Genomic DNA, 19,418 nt, shown 5'->3' with positions numbered 1-19,418 from the left:
AGCAAAGGTATTCTATCTTATTTTGTCTGTTTAAATTGTTTAAGTACCGTTAATTTTCATGTGTCATTGTGGTTGGAAGTCAAGCAATTCAATCTGCCTAATTCCACTTCATGACAACCTTTTTCACCCGTTGGTCAATTCGCAACCCTGTAATTACTGTCGCCCTCTATATCGGGGTTCTCATCCTCTCGGTTCTTACCTTAATTATCATTCCCGTGTGGATGATGCCCTACGTACAGAGTCCTCTGGTAGCAGTAATTACCAGAACTCCTGGATCGTCGCCAATGGAGGTGGAAACCTATATCAGCAAACCCATCGAACAACGCATGACTGTTCTTGATGGAGTACGTTTTGTGCGCTCCAGTTCTCAACAGGATTTGTCTTTGGTAACTGTGCAGTTTGCCTGGGGTGGGGACATCGATAAAGCGGTTCGGGATGTGCAAAGCGTGATGAAATCGGCAGAGGGAGATTTGCCGATGGACGGGATCGATACTCGTTCCTATTGGGTGTTGCCCATCGATCCATTAAATCGTCCCGTGCTGACTCTGGCACTCAAGGCTGAGAGTTGGGATTGGGTGAAGTTACGGGAGCTTGCCGATAATACCTTAGTCGATCGCCTGACTAACGTACAGGATGTTCAGTCTGTTTACATTACAGGGGGATATCGGCGACAGCTACAGGTAATAGTCGATCGCCAGAAGCTAGCAGCCTACGGACTGTCGATTCTTCAAGTTAGAGATGCAATTGATAATAATAATGTTAGTAAGGGTGCGGGAGTTTTAACTCAGGGAGACGAAGAGATCTTAGTACGGGCAGACGATCGCGCTCTTAATGCCCAGGTTGTCAGGAATTACCCGATCTGGGAAAGGGACGGGCAGATTGTTTATGTCCGAGATGTAGCGGAAGTAAAAGATACTTACGAGGAGCGTCGCAGTGCCTATCGTTATAATGGGGAATCTGCTTTAGCAGTTAATGTTATCCAGAAACCCGACTCTAGTTCCCCACAGGTGATTGCCAGAGTGAGAAAGGAATTAGAAAAAATTGAATCTCAGTATCTAGGGTTAGAGTTTGAAGAGGCTTACGATAACTCATTCCTGGTGGAATTAATTAAAGATAGCACTACAGGAGAATTATTAATTAGTGTGGCACTGGCGGGGTTAGTAATTCTACTGTTTTTAGAGGATTTTCGGGCAACGGCGATCGTGATGATTTCCATTCCCACTACCCTCGCTCTTTCTATGCTGCCCTTTATTCCCTTTTCCATGTCTCTCAATTCCTCTACTTTGGTAGGGATGATGATGGCAATTGGGAAACTAGTGGATGATTCGATTATTGTGATTGACTCGATCGCAAATTAAAAGAAGGGAAAACACCCCGATAGGCAGCTATTCAGGGTACGGGAGAAGTATTTCTCGCTAGTGCTGCTGCTAGCTGCGTAATGATTGCAGCTTTAATTCCCACCGTCCTTTCAGGGGGTTTGACGGGGCTGATGTTTGCAGGGTTAATCTTACCGATGGTGTTTGCTTTTATTGCTTCGTTGGTGGTTTCCATTACCCTAATTCCTCTACTGGCAGCCTTTTTCCTCAAACCAATCGGGGAAACACAGGGAAATCGTAAGACATGGTTGCAATGGTTGCTATCTCCCTTCCGTTTGGGTTTTCAGGCATTAGAAAAAGGTTACGGTTGGTTACTAGATATCTGTTTGAGAAATCGAGAAATCACTTTGGCGATCGCGGGAGCGACTATCGTTCTCGCCTTTGCTCTCTATCCCCTAGTTCCCCAAGAAATGATGCCTTTGGGTGATTCGGGGCAGTTTATGGCAACCATCGAATTGGAAGCGGGAACATCCTTCGAGCGGACGGATCGCGTTGCTCAACAGTTTGAATCGATTTTACTAGAACAGCCTGAAGTTGAAAAAGTCTCTTCTAACGTTGGCTTTGAAATTACTCGCAACAGTACCTACTTTAGCGGTTACAGTATGGGTAGTGTAAATACGGCTTCAGCGATTGTTACTCTCAAAGATTTAAACGAACGCGATCGCGACATCTGGCAGGTTATGGATGCAGTAGAAACTAAAGCTCGTCGCACTATCCCTGGTTTACGGCGCATCGCACTTAAGGAAATGGGTGTAGACGTAATGGCTACTTCTGCTGCACCGATTCAAATTGCGGTGTATGGCGAGAATTTAGAGATACTCTATCCTCTGGCGGAAAAAGTATTAGAGATTGCCAAAGATACTCCAGGGCTAGTAATGGCGCATACCAGTTCCGCGTTAACTCAACCCGAATACCAGCTACAAATCGATCGCCGTCGCGCTCAGGAGTTAGGCTTAAATATCGAAGAAGTAGCCGAGCAAGCTCGTTACGCTCTCAATGGTGGTTTTACTCGTAAATATTACAATCGTCCCAATTTGAGACAGAATTCTATTCTAGTCCGCTATCAAGAAAGCGATCGCGCATCCGGTCAAAATCTCGCTGCTACATACATCACTACTCCTGACGCACAGCAAGTACCCCTTAGCACCGTCGCTACTCTAAAACGAGAATACGGTCCTACTCTCATCGAACACGTTAACGGCAAGCGGGTAGTTTACGTTAATGGTTACTATCGTAAATCCAGTCCTGCTTCAATGGATTTGTCAATGGCGATCGCTATGAAAGCCGGAGCAGAATTAGATTTCCCTCCAGGTTACGGTTTGGATTCGATGGGGGATATGACCGATATGATGATTGAATTCGATCGCCTACTTAAAGGTTTAATTGTTTCCATTATTTTGATTTACCTCATTCTGGTAATTCAGTTTGGCTCGTTTATCCAACCCTTAGTAATGATGCTGTCTATTCCCTTGGAGTTAGTTGGCATATTTGGGGCATTATTACTGGCAAAACAAACCCTTTCCACGGTTTCAATCCTGGGAATAATCATTCTTTCTGGTATTTCCGTTTCCGCAGCTATTTTGTTATTGGAGTTAATTTTAACCAAGCGGGAAGAAGGAGTTTGCAGAGCCGAAGCCATCCGTCAGGCAGGACCTGTACGACTCAAAGCAATCTTTATGACCACTCTAACCACCATGATTGCGATCGTGCGCCTGGCTTTTTATCCCGAAACTGGCATGGATGCTTACTCTTCCATTGCTACAGTAGTTTTGGGCGGTTTGACTGTTTCTACTCTGCTAACACTAATCGTGATTCCTATACTCTATACTTTTGTTGACGATATCACACAGGGATTAAGCAGATTGAGGAAGAAAAGACGCTCTCATCGCAAACAGTTACCTCAAATTGAATCTTGATATTTTTATCGAAATTTAGATTGAGGAACTACACATACATTTTTATGTATCAAACAATGAAAAAGCAAGTGAATAATTGAGATGATAATAGCAATCTGGTCTTAAATCGCAATAGTATTTATAACCCGATCGAATGTTCGGGTTTAATTTCGTTCCCTAAAAGATGTTCTAAAGATGTGTTAGTTTGTCGGTAAAGTGAGTCTGCTTACTTAAGCTATTTCAGTTTTTAAACAGGTCGAGACAAGCAACACCCGCCCAGCCCATCAAAACTATTCCACCTAAAAAAGAAGCGATATAGGCGATAGGTCCCCAGCCCAAGTCTGCAGTCATGATTAGTCAAAACAGGCTAGTCGAAGCTAATAATGCTGTAATTGCAATCAAAAAGTTGACTATCACCATATTAATTAAATACCGAAATAATCCTTTTCATCCCTTCCAACTAGAAATTACACAGTTTTCTGTTCTTTAACTATGAATAAGTAAATAGTTTACAGCAATCCTTTAACATCCATCACTCGGTCAAAATTCCAAGCAAATTATTAGTTGGCGCAACTTGTACGAGGGAAAAATCATCTAATCCTGCGCCAACCAATAAGTATTTATCGCTCTCTTTGGTTAATCTCTTCTAACTCTCTGGTGTTAGAAGCTGGCATAGTTCCATCCACTTCTGGTTCTGGAACTCCTTTGTGTTCTTCTCGAACCTCTTTGAGAAAAAAAGCACACAAAAAGGCGACGATGAGACCAGCAATTCCCAACATCGAGAAGAAAATTTGGTTGCCAGTATTACCTTCAGGCAACAAACTATAGACGGTTAAGTAAGTTACCGCACCGACGGTACCGTATGCACCAACATTGCCGGCAATTTGACCGGTAACTCGGTGTTTGATTAAGGGCACGATCGCATAAGTTGCTCCCTCTGCCGCCATCACGAATATGCCTGCTAGCATGGCAAAGATCGCTGCTACCGAAAGTAACCAACTACCGTCAATGCGACTCATAATCATGTAGGCAATTCCCAAGCAGCCCACTAGAGTTACTAGCGTCCATTTACGGCTGCCAATTTTATCGGAAATCAAACCACCGCCAGGACGAGCAGCTAAGTTCATAAAGGCATAGCTAGAGGCGATCGCCCCAGCCGCAGCTTCCGACAAGTTAAAGCCTCGCTCGAAAAACGTCGGTAGCATCGAGACAACCGCTAGTTCGGAACCGAAACAGGTAAAATAAGCTAGATCTAGTAGGGCAACTTGTTTGAACTGATAGCGATCGGAGGCGGGATAGTGTTTTCGTCCCCGCATCAAATCTTGATTGGCATTCCAACAACCGTAGGCTTGAAAGAGATACAAACCAACCAGGAGTACACAAATAATTATAAACTGGGTTTGACTGAGAAAATCAACTCCCATCAAACGCCACGCCAAGACTCCTAATACTCCAACTAAAGGAATATTCATCAGCAACAAAAACCAGAAATCTCTTTTGCTGGTTACTTCGATTCCCGTAGCGCGATCGGGACGCTCGTATTCTTTGCCTGGTGGGGTATCCGAGACGTTAAAGTAATAAAATATGCCATAGAGCAAAGAAATAATTCCCGTTAGAGCGATCGCCAAACGCCAATTAATTGCACTAGTGCCGATAAATCCTAGCAATGTTGCGATCGTTGGCAAGGCAAATGCTGAGGCTGCCGAGCCAAAGTTGCCCCAACCGCCATAAATTCCTTCTGCCAAACCAATTTCGCTAGGAGGAAACCATTCTGCGACCATGCGAATCCCGATCACGAAGCCGCAGCCGACAATGCTCAAAGCCAAACGACTGATAACTAGTTGGTTGAAGTCATTAGCCAGCGCAAAAGTAAAGCAGGGAATTGCAGCATAAATCAACATGGCTGAATAAGTAATGCGCGGTCCCCACTTATCGAGCAACATACCTATAATGATTCGTGCCGGAACGGTAAAAGCAACATTACAAAGTAAAATCGTTCTAACTTGGGCTTCAGTTAAATTCAGCTCGCCTTTGACTGCGGTTACCAATGGCGCGAAATTGAACCAAACTACAAAAGTGATAAAAAAAGCAAACCAGGTTAAATGTAAAATGCGATAACGACCGCTAAATGACCAAATTCCAGACATAATTAATTGTTTGATGATTAAAAGGTTACTCTATTCAACTAAAAATCCCTGTAATATTGTTTTAGTTTTTAGTTAATACAGATAGATTGACATGGAGACATAGAGACAGGGAGATGGAGAAAAGTTATCTGTCTCATGTATTTTCTGAATTGATATAAATTTCTGAGAGTTTACAGCTTAAAGCTATTGAAAAAAGCTTCAACTCTTGACCAACGGTCAGAGGAGGGCGCGTCGCCTGACGGTGTGTATAAACCGATAGGGTTTCCTCATCGGACAGCCCCTCGGTTTTCTCCAGGGGCGGGGTTTTCAAGGACTCGAAGTGAATTCGAGTCACAGCTCCTTGTTTATGCCACCCGTTAGGCTGCAGGTTGCGTTTGCGGAGCAACTCGTAGACTCAGCAAGTCTCTTGCGCAGCTTTTCGCCTCGCGAGTAGGACTCGCTTGTCTCCGCAGTAGTCTCTGACTTGAGACAGTCGAACGACAAATTATCGATAAATACCGAACTAACCGTACTAAAACTATCGCGATATTTAAATTAAACAGAAGTTTCAGCGAGTTGTTTGGGAAGAGCCTCAAAGTTTTCTACTAGTAGCTCGCACAATACCGGTTTGAGGTCTTCACAAGGGATCGATTTCATTACCTCTTCACCAAGTCGAGCATCTTTGCCTACTTTACCACCCATATAGATATTTACAGCTTCAACCATGTTGCCATCTTTACGAGCTTTGGTTCCCATCAATCCTATGTCTGCAACTTGGGGTTGACCGCAGGAGTTGGGACATCCCGTCCAGTGAATGCGTACGGATTCTGGGATCTCTAGTTCCTCTTGTAATTCTTCGATCATTGCCAAAGCTCGATTTTTAGTTTCGATAATGGCAAAACCACAAAATTCTGCACCAGTACAAGAAACTAATTTTCTGGGCAAAGGTTTGGGGTCGATAGTAAAGCGTTCTCTAATTAATGGCTCATCTAAAACCATGTCTAAACGAGAATCGGGAATATTGGGAATAATCAAATTTTGTTCGACGGTCAAACGAATTTCACCACTACCGTAAACTTCTGCAATTCGAGCTAGTTCGTACATCTCTCCGGCATACATCCGCCCGATAGGTACGTGTAAGCCGACATAGTTCAAACCAGGTTGCTTTTGTGGGTACACGCCTATGTGATCGCGTTTGTCCCAATCTATTTCATCTTTATCTGCGGCTCTGCCTAGAGAATAGCCTAGCTGGTTTTCTAATTCGGCACGAAACTTTTCTAATCCCCACTCTTCAATTAAATACATCATGCGGGTTTTTTGACGATTGCCGCGATAGCCATTATCACTGTAAACGCGCAAAATCACTTCGGCTAAAGGTACGACATCTTTGGCTTCGACCCAAGCGTCTAAAGGAATTGCCGCATCACAACGTTTGGCGGAAAAGAAACCACCTACTAGCACGTTAAAACCCAAAACTCCATCTTTGTAAGCAGGAACGTAAGCCAAGTCATTAATTTCAGCGTGGACGGAATTATCACGACCCCCTGCCACTGCGATGTTAAACTTGCGAGGCAAATTACTTAAAGCGAGATTACCTTCACCATTTTTCGTAATCATGTCTTGAAGATTGCGTACTAAACCTCGCGTATCGATTAATTCATCGGCATCGATACCCGCTACGGGGGAGCCAGTCAGATTACGTACGTTATCCATTCCCGACTGAACGCTGGTCAAACCAACATTCCACAATCGCTCGATAATATCGGGAATGTCTTTGAGATGAAGACAGCGCAATTGAATGTTTTGTCTGGTGGTAATGTCAGCATTACCCTCTGATTGTTGACCTGCGGCCACTGCATAACGCCGTACGATATCTGCTAGGGTTCGCATTTGACCACTAGTAAGAATGCCATTAGGCGTTCGCATCCTCAGCATAAACTTGCCAGGAATCACTGGACGATAGAAAAAACCCAACCACTTGAGTCCTTGTTTGAGGGCAAATTCATTTTCCTGTTCTACTGCTTCCCAACCCATAGAGGCAAAGCGTTCTAGTTCTGATTTAAACAACAATGGATGTTTTTCTGCTTTAGCTTTTTCTATAGGGTTGAGTTTCTTTTTGGAAGTTACCGCCATGATTTTTTATGAGTTGAACTTCTGTTAATAGGCAAGTATAGAGAGTTAATATCAGTTTTACTGTAGCTGTAGTTACGATTACTAATTGACCGATCTTTTTTATAACTTTAGATAGATTATTTACCAAGCGATCGAACTCTGACTAAATAAAACAGTGAAATATTAAAAATATTAATAAAAAGTAGGAATATCTATAAATAGTGTTTTTATAAATTTGTGACCAAATTTTTTCCGTTATTATTGCCGTAATCAAAAAAATAATTAAATAAAAACTGTAGCAAATTTTTTAATTCGATACTGAATATTGAAAATGGATTTAAACTTTTGCCTATTTTCTATTTAAAGATTTACTGTAGTATAATTTCTTGGCATTAGTAAGATTCAAGATTTAAACTAGTAGTTTATCTAATCTAAGCTGATAGAATAGACCCGTTATGCTTGCTCACTCAGTTTATGAAAATTTCTGTTATTGGCATCGGTAAAGTTGGTTCGACTGTTAGCTTTGTAATCGCAAAAGATGGCTTGGCTTCGGAGTTAGTTCTCTACAATCGTACCCGAGATATTGCTTATGCCGAAGCGATTGATATAAGCCAAGCGGTGGCACTCACTCCTTACCGGCTCGTGGTTCGGGATGGAGACTTGGAAGATACCGCCGAATCTGACATTATCATCATTGCCGCAAGTGCTCCGATGACTAAGCAGATGAAAAGCCGCAGTGAACTGCTGGTGAGTAATACCCAGATTATGCGTGCCTTGGTACCTACCCTCGTTCGATATAGTCCCAAAGCCATCTTGATTAATATCAGTAATCCTGTTGATGGTTTGACCTACCAGATTTGGCAAATTGCCAGTCAATACTCTAGTTATATCAACTGGCAACGAGTAATTGGAACCGGGACTTTAATTGATTCGGCACGCTTCCGCGACCTTCTAGCAAACCAACTGGGCATTCATCCCGCCGATATCAATGCCTATATTCTCGGGGAACACGGAGAAAGGCAGTTTGCCGCACTCAGTTCTGCTACCTGTGGTGGTGAATTGATTGATGCTAGCCCTTTACGTCAACAAATGGTGGAGGATGCCAAACAGTCGGCTTGGAAAATTTTTCAAACTAAAGGCTATACCAATTACACGGTATCTTTAGCAGTAGAATCGATTGTTCAGAGCATTGTAAAGGACTTAAGGTATACATTACCAGTGAGTGTTTTAATTGATGGTTATTGTGAGGTCTACGACTGCTTTTTGAGTGTTCCTTGCGTTATTGGTCGGCAGGGTATCCATCGTCGTCTGGAAACTCAACTTAATGAACAAGAAACCCTTGCATTCCAGAACTGCGCTAGCATGGTTCGACAATAAATCGAATTCTGTCGATCGCAAATAGCTCTTACATAATCATAATGATAAGTTTTAACTTTTGTTAATACTTCCTGAGTATTGCCGAGCTAGATATTAGATCGCAAATTTTCGTATTAAAGTTTTCCAAATTAGTCCGATCGCAATTAATCCGAGACCGACTAACCAAATTTGTCGCTCTACCCAGAACGCCAGAAATAAGCAGGCAGCTAACCCTACCCAAGCGAGCCATTTAGGATAAAGACGTTCTTCCTTGGGAATTTGCAATGCCGATAAATTTGTCAGTGCATAGTAGACCAACACTGAAAAGGCACTAAAAGACCAGGTGGTCTTAACATTGCCGATTAAAATCAACCCCGCGATCGCACTGCCTACAATAATTACTGCTACATAAGGGGTAGTTCGCGACCGATTTAAACGAGCTACAAAGCGAGGTAGATCTCGTCTTCTTCCCATAGCAAACAACACGCGGGATAAACCTAAGAGCAGATTTAGGAGAACTCCCAAGGTGGCCGTAACCGCACCAATTGCCAAAATCGACGAACTACCAGGAATATTAAATTGACGGGCGGCGATTTCTAGGGGAGCAATCTGTTGGCTAGTTATTGCTCCCAGGGTTTCGGCCCCCACTGCACCGATTGCCACTAAAGCCACGCTTATATAGAGCAACATTGTCAAAATTAGCGTGATAATAACAGCTTGAGGAATAGTTTGCCGAGGGAAGCGTACCTCCTCCCCTAATGTGGCAATGCGACCGTACCCTGTGTAAGCGACGAAAATTAAAGCAGTTGCCTGAAGAATAGCACCTAGAGGATTGTTGTCAATCTCAGCATTAGTTGTTGGGACAAAGGGAGTAAAATTGTCGAGTCCTGTACTTATTACCAGCGGTAAGCCAGCAACAACAAAAAAAACTAATGAGAGCAAGGTGATGGAGACAATCGCCATGTTTGCCTGATTTGAGCGGCGAATTCCGCATAAAACGATTATTGTCAGTAGTACCACTGCCACTAATGCGACGGGAACCAAAAAGTTGCGAGCAGAGATTCCCCAAACATTTAGCAAATAGCCCGCACAGCCCAAAGCTGCTGTAGCAGCCGAGGCAGATTTAGCCAGAAAAAACATCCAGCCTGCAGTAAAACCCAGCCAGGGAGTTAGATATTTATAGCCGTACTCGTAGGTTCCTCCGCTGACTGGGTGGCTAGCAGCCAGTTGAGCACTGTTGAGTCCATTACAGACAGCGACACAGGCAGCGAGCGCCACAGAAATAATTACTGCCGGTCCTGCCACTTCTGCGGCAATTCCAATACTGACAAATACACCCGTACCGACGATGGAACCTAATCCCAGTGCGATTGCCCCGATAACTCCTAGTTCTCTTTGAAGTGACATTGACGATCTATTTTTCGTCTCTCAATTGACGATTAGCTTAGTATATATTTGTAAAGTTAATTCTCGATTAACGCTTGGCGATCGCGCTGTGACTCATTTTGAGTTAAGAACTTCTAGATTTACTAAGATTGAACTAAGTCAACCCAGAGCTTAAAAACCAAATCGCGATCGCAACTGTTGGCCAGGGAGTTATTTGAGCTACATATTGATTGATTAGGAAGTAGAGAATTAAGCCAACTAGAGCCAGAAGAGACGAGCTGAAATTAACATGAATACTCCCGGTCATTATATGCTCAACTTGGCAATACTCGGTAAGACTATCGCCCCGAATAATAATCTAGCGATCGCGATGGGAGCGATTTTACCAGACATACCGATTTTTATTTTTTATTTTGTCGCCAAGTATATTTACAAGTTACGGGCCAGTAAGATTTGGTCTGAAGCTTATTACGAAGCTTTTTGGCAAAATACAGTAGCTTTATTTCACTCAATCCCCCTGGCAATAATTGGTGTGGTTATCTGTTACTATCTCGACTGGAATTTTGGAATAATTTTAGGTACGAGCATGGTATTTCACGATCTGTTAGATTTACCAGTTCACAACCATGACGCACACCGACACTTCTTTCCTTTTAGTAATTACCGTTTTATCAGTCCTTTTTCCTACTGGGATGTCAACCACTACTCTAAATATGTAGCTTTTATCGAAATGGTTTTAGTGCTAGCGGTAAATCCTCTAGTAATTGGTTTATTAAAGTTACCTTTTACCAAAGGAATTGTTATTGCGATCGACTTTTTTTATGTGTATGGCTATTGTCGCTTTTATCTTTTGAATAAAATAATTTAAAGAAAAATTTTAATCTACAGCACAATTTGATTCTAGAGTTTAGCTGCGATTATAAGGACTTACATAATTTAAAAAGATTGTTAATCCAGTATAAATCGGCTTTTTTATCCCGTTTTAGAGGCAGAGTTTCATAAAGTTGAATCACCTGGTCTTGATAAACCCCCAACAATTTCCCTAAAGCGTGAAGTATGGATTGCTTATCTAGCAAAGTATACGAGAGTTTTAACACTTCAATCAACTCTTTACTTCCACGCTGCTCAAAGTGAGATGGTGAGCCGAAACCTGATGATGGAAGGCTGTTTTGGAAATAATCGTCAAACTGTATCAAAACCCATCGAAAATTATCCAGTAGAGATTGAGCATAAAAAAGCTCCTTGCGAATGACTCGTCTATACACTTCCTCTGCATAGGCTAAACCCTTGCTTATCAGTCGATCTACTTCTTCAATTTTTAGCAGAGTAAACTTGAATTGCTTAGAAACCTGAATAACTTGCTTTACCAAATCTTTAGGATCGTAAATTACTTGAGTTGGCAACAAAAACCAAGGTGAAGGTTGCAGTTCCTCTGGTTTGAAATAAAGCACATCAATTTTATTGAAGGGTTTGAAGTGAGAGACGCAAATCCAAGAGCTACTCGACCATTCATTATAAAGCCATTCTCCCCAATGATGAGGGGCAGAGAAACGCTCTAAGATATATTGCTCGTAAATTTCTGGCTGAATCACAACCCGAAGATCGATATCTGAGAACTCGTCTGTCAAACCTGATGCAACAGAACCTTGAATATATATGGCTTCAATACCCTTTTTTGCAAGGAAATACTCGATAACTTTATCAAGTAAACGCTGACGAGCAGCGTTTAATTTCTCTGAATTGAAGCTCATACTCAACATAAATCCTAAAGTAAGATTCCGCTCATAGTCTAGTAGACGACCCTTAAACTACTGTTATCGGTACTTAAACAATTTAAACAGACAAAATAAGATAGAATACCTTTGCTGATTAACTTTAACATTATTCTAAAGCCCGATCGCACTTACTTTATGAAAGAAACTACTCCCGCAGCCATGCCTCCCTGTTTCGATAGATGAGATGGTGTCAAAAGTTTGATGATTTACTGAGAACTAAAGCGCAAAAAAGGGAATTCAGACATTATTTAGGAGGATTATTAGGGGAAAGTGAGCGAAAAAATGTATCTCAAATGGCTAAAGACGCAGTAGAGGTCACATACCACAAATTACACCATTTCTTAACTGAAGCAACTTGGTCAGCGAACAAGATAAATGAACGTCGCTTAGAAGTGATGAACAAGTGTAATCAAACGAGAATCAGTAAGGGATTTAGTCTAATTGTTGATGACTCTGGGCATAGAAAAAGTGGTAACTTTACCGCAGCAGTAGGTCGTCAATATATTGGGGAAATTGGGAAAACAGATAATGGCAATGTTGTAGTAACAACTCATCTATATGATGGCCAAAAAAGCTTACCTTTAGACATAGAACTATATCAACATGGTAATTCGTTGCCCGAAGGAAAGAAAGACAGAGAATTCAAGAAAAAACCCACCTTAGCCTTAGAATTAATCGATAAAAGTTTGAAGAGGGGATATCGACCAGGACTAGTATTAATAGATTCGTCCTATGGTAACAACACAACTGTTTTACTCGAACTGGAAAAAAAGAAATTAAAGTATATAGGAGGAATCGCTAAAAATCGTAATATTTTGGTTAAAACTCCATCAAATCAATTAGAAAAAATCAGAGTAGATGAATATGCTCAATGGTTATCTGATGAGGAATTTAAGGAGATTCAAATCCAGGGTGAAAAACCTAGAACCGTCTGGGTAGCAATAATAGAAGCAGAAATATCAAGGCTAGAAGGAATCAGAAAAATAGCTATCGTCATGAGTGCACCAATCTTTGAAGATGCTGAAGATATTGACTACTTACTCACAAATGTTGAGGGAGAAATAGTAACCGAGCAATGGATAGTTCAAACTTATGCTCAGAGAAACTGGATAGAAGTTTTCTATCGAGAAGCCAAGGGATGGTTAGGATTAAAAGAGTATCAAGTTAGAGATAAGAAGAGTTTGGAAAGACATTTTATTCTAGTTTTTTGTGCCTATACTTTTATCCTTTGGCATAAGCTTACTGGAGGTTTAAGAAGACGTTGGGCGAACAAACCTTTGGAGACATTTCCTGAAGCATTAGAAGCTTTTCGTACAGGTATATCTTATCGTTTTGTCCAATGGTTGAACCAAAATCGCGACGTATTCGTAGCTTATAAAGCTAGTTTGGGCTTTGTTTGGGCTTGATTTTTGTTTAAGTACCGTTATTAAAAATCTCCGAAAATGCGGTCGCTCGATTGATTTTAAGATGCTGTCGCGTCGGTGGCAGTTTCATCTAAATTAGCATTGCTTTTACGGCTCAAACTAGCAGTAATAATATGGGACAACAAACCCACGGGACCTGCAAACAAACACAAAATTATCGAATGAATCGTCCAAGTACCTTTTTCTTGTCCCTGCCAGTAGATCCATCTACCGACAAATAAATCCATGACGATAAAATGAACCCAACCAGCAGCGGCGGCGGTTTTTTCCGAAAAAAATCGAGCGATATCTGCGAGTTTGGGATTAGCTAAAGCCTGTGCCGATTCGCCATCGACTGTAACTATCAAAAAGTAAACATACAGTCCAATAAGAGGAATAAACGGCAGATAAGACCGCATGACTTTTTTAGTGACTTCCAGTTTGGCAATAAAATCATTAACGTCCAAAAAGGCGGAGCAAACAGGTTAGCGATGTTAAACAGAAGATTAGTAGTCACGAGCGCTCGATAGTAAAAGATAGGCACCAAAGAAGAAAGTCGATGTTTACCTTCCTCTAAGTAATTTTAATCGCAAAGACCAACTAAAAAGGATAGATTAGTGGAGTCAAAGTTACCGTAACTATCCAAAACAAAATATTGAGTGGAATTCCAACGCGCATAAAATCGGTAAACTTATATCCTCCCGGTCCATAAACCATTAAGTTAGTTTGGTAGCCGATAGGAGTCGCAAAACTTGCCGAGGCACCAATCATGATGGCGATCGCAAAAGGCATGAATTCAACTCCTAAGTTTTGAGAAAGAGCCAGAGCGATGGGGAACACTAAAGCTGCGGCGGCATTATTAGTAATTAGTTCGGTGAACAACGAAGTAATACCGTAGACTACTGTTAAAGCTAACCAAGGATTATCGCCAGAAAAGCCAATTACGGTAGAAGCGATCGCCCCAGCAGCACCCGTCGATTCTAATGCCGTACCGATACTTAAAGCTGCCGCAATTATTAGTAAGACCGACCATTCGATATTCTCCAAGGCTCTGGCTGGAGAACAACATCCAGCGAGCAACATCACCGCTGCCGCTAATACCGCAGCTTTTAACATACTCATCCAGCCTGTCGCTGCTAAAACAACCATAATTACCAGTATGGCGATCGCTAGAGGAGCTTTTTCGTGGCGTAGGGGTTCGGAGTTGGGAATACCGTTAATTAAATAAAAATCGTGAGAAACGCGCTGTTGAGAGATAAAGGCGGGATTGGCTTCGAGTAATAGGGTGTCACCAGCCAACAACCGAATATCCCCAATCTTACCAGTTAGTCTTTGTCCATTACGTGCCACGGCAATTACTACCGCATTGTATTGAGTGCGGAATTTGCCTTCGCGAATGGTTTTTCCTACCAGCGGACAGGTATTAGAAACTACGACTTCGATCAAGCTTCTTTCCGAACGAGGAGTTTCCAGTTTAAATACTTCGTCAGTAGCAGGCTGCAACTCTTTAAGACGATGCAGATCGATAATTGAATGGATGGCTCCGACGAATACTAATCGATCGTTAGCTCTTAAAATTTCTTTAGGACTAACTGCAGGAATGATAAAGCGATCGCGTACAATCTCGATTAGATAGAGATCGGGTAAATGACGCAAACCTGCTTCTTCAATTGTTTTACCGATCAGGGCACTATCGGAAACTACCATCATTTCGGTAGTGTACTGCTTGATCGAGAAGCTATTATCTTCTAGGTCGATTGCTGGCTGGCGGTTGGGCAACAACCAGCGATGAGTTAAAAACAAAAAGAGCATTCCGGCGATCGCACAGGGCAAACCCACCCAGGCAATATCGAATAGTTTCAATCCAGGCTCGCCAATAGCAGAGATTATCAAACCATTTACCACTAGATTGGTGCTAGTGCCAATTAGAGTACAAATTCCTCCAAAAATTGCGGCATAGCTTAGAGGAATCATCAATTTAGAAGGACTTATCTTTAATTTACGCGACCAGTCGCTAACTACGGGAATAAACATCGCTACGACTGGCGTATTATTTAAAAAAGCACTCATACCCATTACCGGAGTCATCAGCCGCAATAAAGCCTTATTTTGCCCCCGAGGAAGTCCCAATATTTGTTGCGAAATCCAACTCAGTCCGCCAGTTTGCTGTAAACCAGTCACGACCAGATACAGTACTGCGACGGTAATCATGCCAGAGTTACTAAATCCAGCTAGAGCGTCTGCTTCATTTAAAATACCGCTGGTAAATAAAACTGCCGTACCACCAAGAAACACGATTTCCGGCGATATAGAAGTGATGGCATTCAGCAAAAACACGCTAAAGGTAATAACAATTGTCAGCCATCCCTGCCAGCTAAGTGCCGCTAGAGGAGTTTTGGCAAGTAAAGGTACTGTCGCGATCGCTATGGCGATCGCCGTACCTAATAACATCATCACTAACCATTGTTTCTTAATTATCGAGGCAAGCGATCGCCCCAAACTTTTTCTGGCTACCATAAAACTCCTCAATTAAATCGAGATTGCACCAAAGTGTATCACATAAAATTTGAAAATGTTCTGTAATTTGTTTCAAATTTTATTGCACCTCGATCGTAAGTAAATGTCAAAATAAACTTACGATCGCACCAAATTACCATGACTAAGCAAACCCAAGGCTCGAAAAAAAGCGCTCTAATAGAGTCTTTAACCCAAAATAATTTCTTGTTTCGAAGACTAGACCATAATTTGCTTAAAGACTCTCTTAATTCAACTCCGCTATTGTTCGAAAAGCTTTATTCTAGTCGTCCGATCTATACTGCATTTCGTCCCAATACTTCTTTAAAGTATCTTTATGCCATAATTGATGGTGGACCAATTGTCGTCCGTAGCACCCCATTAGATCGCATCATTTCGATAACCTATTCGGGAAGCTGTTTTGGAATGCGTAATTTACCGTTTAGTTTCGGTCATGTCTCTCGTGCTTTTCCCAGTCTGGTTGAAGCCTATAAAACAGCCGATGTAGTCAAAATTCCTTTAGAAGTAGTTGAGGCTCTACACGATCGCAGCGAGGTGTTTCGGGCGCGATACGGTTTACTATTCGAACTACGAGAAAAATTTCAATATCATTTACTCAATTGCAGTACCTATCCTCCCCAAGCGGTAGCGGCACTGCTTCGAGCATTGGTCTATCAAGAAAGAGAATTAGGCAACCAACCTCAAAGCGACGGGATTTTTGTCTTCGATTTGCCAGTAGACGTGATTGCTAAAGCCTGCCAGTTAAATCATCGCACTGTCGAACAAGTAATCAAAGGGATGAATAAAGTTGGTTTGCTTAAATCTAGTAAATCTTCCGAAATCGGCAGCGATCTGATTTATGTAGTTAATGCTGAAGAATTAAAAGAAGTTTATGGTGCGACTCGCGATAAGGTATCTTGGTGGCCATTGCGGTAAGTGCAAAGGCGATAAAAAAATACTTTCTCGTCTTCTATCTAGTCTCGGCAGATCGCTGACAGACCAATACTGTTTCTTTATTGCCTTTAGGAGACTTGTTCATTACGAAAGCTCTTTGCCCTGTTTGAGTATCTATATCTGATACTTTTTTAATACCGAACATCCATATTTTTTTCTTTTATATATTAACGGTTCTTCTGATTTTTTTGTAAATATTTTTGTTAAATATTGAAGCTTGTAAACAGCAATTATCATTAAATATCAACTGTAAATTTAAGTAAAACAAAAATTGCTTAACCGAATCGAAGCTCACCCGATCCATCCGAGAATTACTATAAGTAAACGAACTCAAGTAAATGGCATGGCGATGCCTTTTTCGGTATCAATCTAGTTAAACACAGCATTTAATTTAGATCGGGTACAATCACAAAACTTGAAAGATTAGCATTTTAAGTACTATGAAAATAGTGTATTTTAAAAAATATACTTTGGTTTAATTGCTATAATCTACATGTTGCAAAGTTTTAAGAGAAACTTTATAAGACATATAAATAAAAAATTTGCTAAGGTTTTTTTGATGATAATTGCTATTATCGAACAAATCATAAATCCATTTGACTGAAAGCTGTTTTGCCAGGATAATTATAGATCTAATGTTATTTTCTGTTAGTTTAATATTGGATTGTCCAATTAAATTATCTTTTTGTAACAATTTTTTGGCTACTATCAATATGCCATAAATCGCGGTTAGATATATAGCTGCCGACAATAAAATAAATAATGGTAGATCTTCGTATTGCATAGTCTGTAAAAATTGAGTTTTCACAAAATAAAAGTATTTAAGTTAACAGGAGTTAACAGTGATAGCCAGAGGTCATCTAAAAACTAAAAACTAAAAACTATTTATTGCTTAAAAAACAAAATGGTTTTTTATGAAAATTTCGTAGTTGCGCGTATATTACCGAGTTGTTTATTAATGTAACCCAAGGAGCTCAATCGAGTAAATCCAGATAAATACTGTATTTTTATAATTAGTTTATTGCCGACGTAAATATAAATATACAAACGACAAATTTATATATAGGTAACATCCAAATTAATGATTAAACTTTATCATTAAATTATGAAGTTTTAATGAAACTAACAGTATATACACTAACCATACAAGTGATAATAGTCGTTTATATGGTAATTAAAAATCTTGGTTGCTAAGAGAGATTAAAGTGCGAAAACTATTTAAACCATTAGTTTACAACTGTTTGACTTTGGATCCACTGTAGATTCATTTCCATATTCCTGACTGGGCTACTAACGATTTACAGATGAGTCCACACCAAAGACCTTAGCATTCAGTCCTAAAACTGTACTCATATTTATCGGTGCCGATCTATTTGAAAATAAACTTCCCGTATTTTGGAACTTAGCGATCGCCAGAAAGAAAAAAAATGGAGTAGTTAGCTCAAACAAACTGAAGCTTGCTAGATTGTAAAGCAGAATTGTTAAAAAATTATTATTCTTCAATCTCGATGAGTTTATTTTACGCCCTTGGATTTTCCTCGATTCTACTAACAGTAGGCATTGTCTTCTATTTAGTCACCGCTCGCCGTTATCAATCTTCGGACTCTGTAGCTAATTCCTACGATCGCTGGACAGAAGACGGAATTTTAGAGTTTTACTGGGGCGAACACATTCATTTAGGTCATTACGGTTCGCCGCCACAACGAAAAGATTTTATAACTGCAAAAGTTGACTTCGTTCACGAAATGGTCGAGTGGGGTGGTTTAGATAAATTACCAAGTGAAACTACCCTTCTAGACGTTGGCTGTGGAATTGGCGGCAGTAGCCGCATCTTAGCCCGGGATTACGGGTTTTCTGTTACGGGTATTACTATTAGCCCCGAACAAGTTAGACGCGCTCGGGAATTAACCCCTAAAGAACTCGATGCCAACTTTCTGGTGGATGATGCTATGGCACTTTCATTTCCCGATGCCAGTTTTGACGTAGTTTGGTCGATTGAAGCGGGACCTCATATGCCCGACAAGACAGTTTTTGCCAAAGAATTGTTGCGGGTATTAAAGCCTGGTGGCGTATTAGTCGTAGCTGACTGGAATCAAAGAGACGATCGCCAAAAACCTCTCAATTTTTGGGAGAAACCAGTAATGCGACAACTATTAGATCAATGGTCTCATCCTGCTTTTTCTAGTATTGAAGGCTTTTCCGAACTTTTAGTAGAGACGGGATTGGTCGACGGAGAAGTAATGACAGCAGACTGGACTAGAGAGACGCTTCCTTCTTGGCTAGATTCTATTTGGCAGGGGATAGCTCGTCCACAGGGATTGGTGCGTTTTGGTATATTTGGTACGATTAAATCTCTGCGTGAAGTACCTACCTTACTACTGATGCGCTTAGCATTTGGCACGGGTCTTTGTCGCTTTGGCATGTTTCGTGCGGTCAGAGCTAATTCACCATCTACATCGACAGAAACAGTTACTAGTCGAACGGCTCGAGTTTAATCGGTAACACTTTAATTTATAATATC

Annotated in this window: 11 protein-coding genes and 2 pseudogenes; 6 read left to right on the top strand and 7 right to left on the bottom strand. The window is 41.1% G+C overall.

From position 1 onward, the window contains the following. Positions 1-110: 110 nt before the first annotated feature. Positions 111-3,292, top strand: a pseudogene (locus ACLFKQ_RS13615) (efflux RND transporter permease subunit). Between the two features lie 599 nt (positions 3,293-3,891). On the opposite strand, the gene ACLFKQ_RS13610 reads toward ACLFKQ_RS13615, so the two are convergent. Next, positions 3,892-5,421, bottom strand: a complete 1,530-nt coding sequence (locus ACLFKQ_RS13610) for a NarK family nitrate/nitrite MFS transporter (RefSeq protein WP_449000358.1) — start codon at positions 5,419-5,421, stop codon at positions 3,892-3,894. Positions 5,422-5,952: 531 nt separating this feature from the next. Beyond that, positions 5,953-7,530: a ferredoxin--nitrite reductase gene (locus tag ACLFKQ_RS13605; protein ID WP_449000315.1), complete on the bottom strand. Its 1,578-nt coding sequence runs from the start codon at positions 7,528-7,530 to the stop codon at positions 5,953-5,955. Between the two features lie 453 nt (positions 7,531-7,983). On the opposite strand from ACLFKQ_RS13605, the gene ACLFKQ_RS13600 reads away from it, so the two are divergent. Next, positions 7,984-8,886: a malate dehydrogenase gene (locus tag ACLFKQ_RS13600; protein ID WP_449000314.1), complete on the top strand. Its 903-nt coding sequence runs from the start codon at positions 7,984-7,986 to the stop codon at positions 8,884-8,886. Between the two features lie 93 nt (positions 8,887-8,979). Here ACLFKQ_RS13600 and ACLFKQ_RS13595 read toward each other — a convergent pair whose 3' ends face one another. Further along, positions 8,980-10,272, bottom strand: a complete 1,293-nt coding sequence (locus tag ACLFKQ_RS13595) for an APC family permease (RefSeq protein WP_449000313.1) — start codon at positions 10,270-10,272, stop codon at positions 8,980-8,982. Between the two features lie 268 nt (positions 10,273-10,540). On the opposite strand from ACLFKQ_RS13595, the gene ACLFKQ_RS13590 reads away from it, so the two are divergent. Beyond that, entirely contained in the window at positions 10,541-11,119 is a 579-nt protein-coding gene (locus ACLFKQ_RS13590; protein ID WP_449000312.1) for a hypothetical protein, read from the top strand. Positions 11,120-11,168: 49 nt separating this feature from the next. On the opposite strand, the gene ACLFKQ_RS13585 is transcribed toward ACLFKQ_RS13590, so the two are convergent. Continuing rightward, on the bottom strand, positions 11,169-12,002 hold the full coding sequence (locus tag ACLFKQ_RS13585) for an aminoglycoside 6-adenylyltransferase (protein ID WP_449000311.1): 834 nt from the start codon (positions 12,000-12,002) through the stop codon (positions 11,169-11,171). 159 nt (positions 12,003-12,161) lie between these two features. Here ACLFKQ_RS13585 and ACLFKQ_RS13580 point away from each other — a divergent pair. After that, a pseudogene (locus ACLFKQ_RS13580) lies at positions 12,162-13,432 on the top strand (IS701 family transposase). A 56-nt stretch (positions 13,433-13,488) separates the two neighbouring features. Here the strand turns inward: ACLFKQ_RS13580 and ACLFKQ_RS13575 are convergent. Then, positions 13,489-13,896: an ABA4-like family protein gene (locus ACLFKQ_RS13575; RefSeq protein ID WP_449000310.1), complete on the bottom strand. Its 408-nt coding sequence runs from the start codon at positions 13,894-13,896 to the stop codon at positions 13,489-13,491. 133 nt (positions 13,897-14,029) lie between these two features. Next, on the bottom strand, positions 14,030-15,946 hold the full coding sequence (locus ACLFKQ_RS13570) for an SLC13 family permease (RefSeq protein ID WP_449000309.1): 1,917 nt from the start codon (positions 15,944-15,946) through the stop codon (positions 14,030-14,032). A 138-nt stretch (positions 15,947-16,084) separates the two neighbouring features. Here ACLFKQ_RS13570 and ACLFKQ_RS13565 point away from each other — a divergent pair, with 138 nt between their 5' ends. After that, positions 16,085-16,879: a Crp/Fnr family transcriptional regulator gene (locus ACLFKQ_RS13565; protein ID WP_449000308.1), complete on the top strand. Its 795-nt coding sequence runs from the start codon at positions 16,085-16,087 to the stop codon at positions 16,877-16,879. Positions 16,880-17,372: 493 nt separating this feature from the next. Here the strand turns inward: ACLFKQ_RS13565 and ACLFKQ_RS13560 are convergent, their stop codons facing one another. Further along, positions 17,373-17,681: a hypothetical protein gene (locus ACLFKQ_RS13560; protein WP_449000307.1), complete on the bottom strand. Its 309-nt coding sequence runs from the start codon at positions 17,679-17,681 to the stop codon at positions 17,373-17,375. 724 nt (positions 17,682-18,405) lie between these two features. On the opposite strand from ACLFKQ_RS13560, the gene ACLFKQ_RS13555 reads away from it, so the two are divergent. Next, positions 18,406-19,392 carry a methyltransferase domain-containing protein gene (locus tag ACLFKQ_RS13555; protein ID WP_449000306.1) on the top strand — a complete coding sequence of 329 codons (987 nt, stop codon included), beginning with the start codon at positions 18,406-18,408 and terminating at the stop codon, positions 19,390-19,392. Positions 19,393-19,418 lie beyond the last annotated feature (26 nt).

The sequence above is a fragment of the Myxosarcina sp. GI1(2024) genome (assembly GCF_053543375.1).
Note: the sequence above shows the minus strand (reverse complement) of the source record. Positions and strands in the feature narration are given on the sequence as shown.